Annotated in this window: 7 protein-coding genes; 6 read left to right on the forward strand and 1 reads right to left on the reverse strand. The window is 63.3% G+C overall.

What is annotated here, in order from left to right; genetic code table 11:
* The first annotated feature begins 100 nt into the window (after nt 1-100).
* Together VEK15_07980 and VEK15_07985 are read left to right on the forward strand one after the other, a co-directional pair.
* A complete protein-coding gene (locus tag VEK15_07980; protein ID HXV60616.1) occupies nt 101-292 on the forward strand; it encodes a hypothetical protein in 192 nt (63 codons plus the stop codon).
* Between the two features lies 1 nt (nt 293).
* Nucleotides 294-809 (forward strand): hypothetical protein, encoded by a 516-nt coding sequence (locus VEK15_07985; protein HXV60617.1) that lies wholly within the window; start codon nt 294-296, stop codon nt 807-809.
* A 17-nt stretch (nt 810-826) separates the two neighbouring features.
* On the opposite strand, the gene VEK15_07990 is transcribed toward VEK15_07985, so the two are convergent.
* Entirely contained in the window at nt 827-1432 is a 606-nt protein-coding gene (locus VEK15_07990) for a TetR/AcrR family transcriptional regulator (GenBank protein HXV60618.1), read from the reverse strand.
* Between the two features lie 101 nt (nt 1433-1533).
* Between VEK15_07990 and VEK15_07995 the strand changes: the two genes are divergently transcribed.
* From VEK15_07995 to VEK15_08010, 4 genes are all read left to right on the forward strand, one after another.
* Nucleotides 1534-2199, forward strand: coding sequence for a hypothetical protein (locus tag VEK15_07995; protein ID HXV60619.1), 666 nt, complete (start codon nt 1534-1536; stop codon nt 2197-2199).
* A 216-nt stretch (nt 2200-2415) separates the two neighbouring features.
* Nucleotides 2416-2670 (forward strand): hypothetical protein, encoded by a 255-nt coding sequence (locus VEK15_08000; protein ID HXV60620.1) that lies wholly within the window; start codon nt 2416-2418, stop codon nt 2668-2670.
* A gap of 28 nt (nt 2671-2698) precedes the next feature.
* A complete protein-coding gene (locus VEK15_08005; GenBank protein HXV60621.1) occupies nt 2699-2893 on the forward strand; it encodes a hypothetical protein in 195 nt (64 codons plus the stop codon).
* 101 nt (nt 2894-2994) lie between these two features.
* Nucleotides 2995-3513, forward strand: a complete 519-nt coding sequence (locus tag VEK15_08010; GenBank protein HXV60622.1) for an HAD domain-containing protein — start codon at nt 2995-2997, stop codon at nt 3511-3513.
* Nucleotides 3514-3760: the final 247 nt, after the last annotated feature.

Below are 3760 nucleotides of genomic sequence, written 5' to 3' on the forward strand. Positions count from 1 at the left end.
CACCCCGAGGCGTCGAGATGCGGGTCAAGAAGTATACGAGCGGTCTATTGACGCGAGAACCGGTACATGATGTGTCTCTCGGTCGGTTTATACTGGTCTCATGGAGCCCGAAAACTTCGCGAGCGACGAGATTCGGCAGGCCCTCCGAAGTCAGGCCGACGACGAGGCTCACGACAGGAGCCTCATCCTGGAGAGGCTCGAATGGACGCCCGAGGAAAGACTCGAGGCGAACGCCTCGTTCGTGAAGTTCTATCTTTCCGTTCGTCCAGAGGGCCCATTAGTCAGCGGCTGATATGGTTGCCCTGGAGGCCGACGAAATATTCGCGTGCCTCGACCGGCACAAGGTGAGCTACGTTCTGATCGGAGGCCTCGCCGCGGTCCTTCACGGCTCCCCGCTTCCCACCGTCGACGTCGACATCTGTCCCTCGAAAGGAGGTTCGAACCTGGGGCGGCTAGCCGCCGCGCTCGAAGAGCTCGATGCTCGGATCCGGACGCCGGACGTCGTGGGCGGCGTGAAGTTCCCCCATGATGCAGCCTTCCTCGCCAATGTCGCTCTTCTCAACCTCGTGACTCGATACGGAGATCTCGACCTGTCGTTCGAGCCGGCGGGGACGGAGGGATTCACGGACCTGGCCCGTGGAGCCGTCGACGTGAGAATCCGAGGTATCGTGGTCAAGGTCGCGGCGCTCCAGGACGTGATACGTTCGAAAGAAGCGGCGAATCGCCCCAAAGACCAAAGAACCCTGCCGGTTCTCAGACTGCTCCTCGATGAGATCGAAAAGCGTCGGAAGTCAGAGACGCGCGAATAGGGCGCTTCCAAAAAAGGCTACTTTTCCGGCCTCTCGAGCAACAAACCGGGGCTAGCGGGCAGGAGTGCCTCAACCATCGCTCGCGCGCTGCGAGTCAAGGCTTCCGCGAGCTCCGATGGCGTGGCGGACCCCGCGCCCGTGAGCCACGCCCGGATGAGCGCGAGCTCCGCTTCAGCCGTCTGGATGGCGAGAAGGCGCGTCGGGACGAGAGGTTTCCCGCCACCGACGGCGAGCCGGGAGGCGATCCGGGCCTCGATCCGCTGGGCAAGCGCCCGCGTGATGCGGGGAACGACGTGGAGCGACTTTGGGCCGGAGAAGAGCTCGCGGCCAAGATGCCGATTCTCCCAGAAGTGGCTCAGGAGCCCTTCGAGCTCCGCGGGATCGTTCTCGTTGCTCGCGGCGGACGCGAGGGCGTCGAGCATGAAACCCATGCTCTCGACGAGCACGTCCTCCTTTCCCGTGTAGTGCTGGTAGAACGTCGAGCGCCCGACGTCGGCGTCGGCGACGATGTCACCGACGCGGATCTCCTCGTACTTCCGCTCCCGCACGAGATCGTTGAAGGCCGAGACGACGGCGTCGCGCGTCTTCCGAATGCGTCGATCCCCAATCTCTTTGGTGGACAAAGAACCTCCTTTGTTCCTTACAGGACGAAGCCGCTCGAATGCCCGGACTCGCGCGGCGGTCACCCTGGTAGATTCGTAAGCTATCGCAGGAGGAGACGTCCATGCCATCGGAAGCGAACGAAACCCGCCGGGCGAGCGCCCTTCTGATCGGGATCGGCTCGTTCCTCTCGGTCGTCCTCATGGCCCACCATCCGTCGACGGGCGCTGGCGACACGGCCTCCCTCGTCGAGGAGCTGAGTCGCGAAGCGGCCCTGACGTCGGGCGTACACGGTGGGCTCATTGCACTGATGGGCTGCCTGCTCCTTGGCTTCACCGGCTTCTCGGAGCATCTGGGTCTCGAAAAGCTGCGCATTCGCGCCGCCCTGGGCGCCTACGGCCTGGGGATCGCCTTCATGATCGTGGCCGCGATGGTGAGCGGCTTCATCGTGCCGGGACTCGCCTCCCGCTACGCCTCGGAGGCCGCGGCCGCCTCGGTGCTCGAGAGCGTTAGGCCGACATTGAGGCTCTGCTTCCAGGCGAACCAGTCCGCGGCTGAGGCGGGAACGGTCGCGATGTCGATCGCCATCCTGCTCTGGTCGTGGGCTCTGCTCGTTCGGAGCGGTCCGTCCCGCGCGATCGGCGCTTTCGGGCTCGCCGTCGGCGCCGTGCCTCCGCTGGCTCTCCTCGTGGGGCGGTTGGAGCTCGACGTCCACGGGATGGGGGCCGTGGTTCTCGCTCAGGCTGTCTGGAGCGTCGCCGTCGCCGTCTGGCTCTATAGAAGGCGCTAGCAGGCACTGGAAAAGAAGACCTACCGGACTCACCGACGCAGAATACCGTCGCCCGTTCAAATAACGATTCCCCCTGAACAACCGGGGGTGCCCGCTGGTCGACGTGACCCGACGCGCCGCACGCGGGAGATCTTCCCAGAAAAAATCGGACAGGCTTGTGACCGTTTGCTCAGTCCGAGCGACTATAAGAGGTGCTGTGCGGGGAAAGGGGACGGAATGGGCGGCATCGATCAGCAGGCTCTCGCCAAAGACCTGTCCGCGGTCAAATCTCTAATCGAGCTCATCGAAGACATCCTTCGGCGCGATGGTTTTAGACCAGAAGACGTCGATGGAGGGGTCAGGCCCCTCATGATGCTTCTTCATCCACGCTACGTCCTGGCACTCAGGAACGTGTTCGGTCCCGAGGTCGATCCGCTCACCCTCGACTCGCAAATCGTTAAGGCCCGCGGGGCAGCTGCGTTTCCTCGATAAGCGGCCAGGTCGATTACCTCACAAGACCATGGCCCAAGATTTGGAAATCGCGGTCTTCATTCGGTTCCCCGATGCCGTCGAGGTCGACCCGGAGGAGGTGGAGCAGCGGGTCCGAGATGCTCTCCTTCGGGTGATCAAAGAAGAGCTCGTCGTCCGCGCTGACGTGGTCCAGGAAGTTCCCGATTGCGAGCCTCTCGCAGGAATGCCGAGACACGGAACCTAGACCCCGCCACGGCTCCTCGTCCCGGGAGCACCCATTGGAAATCGCGACGTTGAGCTCGACAGGTTTCGCGCAAACTTTGGGGGCTGCGCTTGCTCCAATCGGTGGTACACTCGCCGAACCCCAACCACACGGCCCTTCGGGTCGGGGCCGACCCGTGGGCAGCGTTCTACGACATGATTGTGTTTCTGGACCTCGACGGCGTACTCCGCAGGGAGAATGCTCCCAAATACCGTCTCGAGGCTCCTTTGGTTGCTCGCTTCGAGGACCTTTTGTACGAGCTGCCCGAGATCGAGGTCGTCATCAGCTCGACGTGGCGGGATACCTTCGGAATCCAGGAGCTCCGAGGTCTCTTCTCCGCTGACGTGCGGCTCCGGATCGTCGCGAAAACCCGGACCATCCCAGGGCTCAACGAGTACCCGCGGCAGGCGGAAGCCGAGGCGTGGCTGAGGGAGCATGCTCCTGACGCCCCTTGGATTGCGGTGGATCACCGCCCGGACCTGTGGAGACCTGGGGCTCCCGTTGTCGCCTGTGACCCGTCCGAGGGACTGACCGATACCGCCTGCTCGAGACTCCGTGCCCACATACGCAACCGCGCTCGGAACAGAGATCTCGTGAAATAGCCCCCTCAGCGCCCAAAATGGGAATTTTCACGGCTGGTGGTCACGAACAGCCCCAAAAAGGGACTATCCTCGTTCCGGCTGGGCGCCTTCGCTTTTTGATCTTAATCCGCACTCGGTTTCGGCAGCGCGCCCCCTCTCTGGTGAGCTTTTCCTGCGGCCGCAGGTACGCCCCGTACTCATTCGCAACGGCGGCGACGTCGCTGCAGTGCGTTAATTGGGCAGCGCCTCGCTAATACAGGTCGCGTCG

This window comes from Vicinamibacteria bacterium (genome assembly GCA_035620555.1).
GTDB lineage: Bacteria > Acidobacteriota > Vicinamibacteria > Marinacidobacterales > SMYC01 > DASPGQ01.

Bases quoted from the DNA above. Each gene is read 5' to 3' on its own strand.
- VEK15_07980 (HXV60616.1), top strand. From the start codon at position 101: ATGGAGCCCGAAAACTTCGCGAGCGACGAGATTCGGCAGGCCCTCCGA.
- VEK15_07985 (HXV60617.1), top strand. From the start codon at position 294: ATGGTTGCCCTGGAGGCCGACGAAATATTCGCGTGCCTCGACCGGCAC.
- VEK15_07995 (HXV60619.1), top strand. From the start codon at position 1,534: ATGCCATCGGAAGCGAACGAAACCCGCCGGGCGAGCGCCCTTCTGATC.
- VEK15_08000 (HXV60620.1), top strand. From the start codon at position 2,416: ATGGGCGGCATCGATCAGCAGGCTCTCGCCAAAGACCTGTCCGCGGTC.
- VEK15_08005 (HXV60621.1), top strand. From the start codon at position 2,699: ATGGCCCAAGATTTGGAAATCGCGGTCTTCATTCGGTTCCCCGATGCC.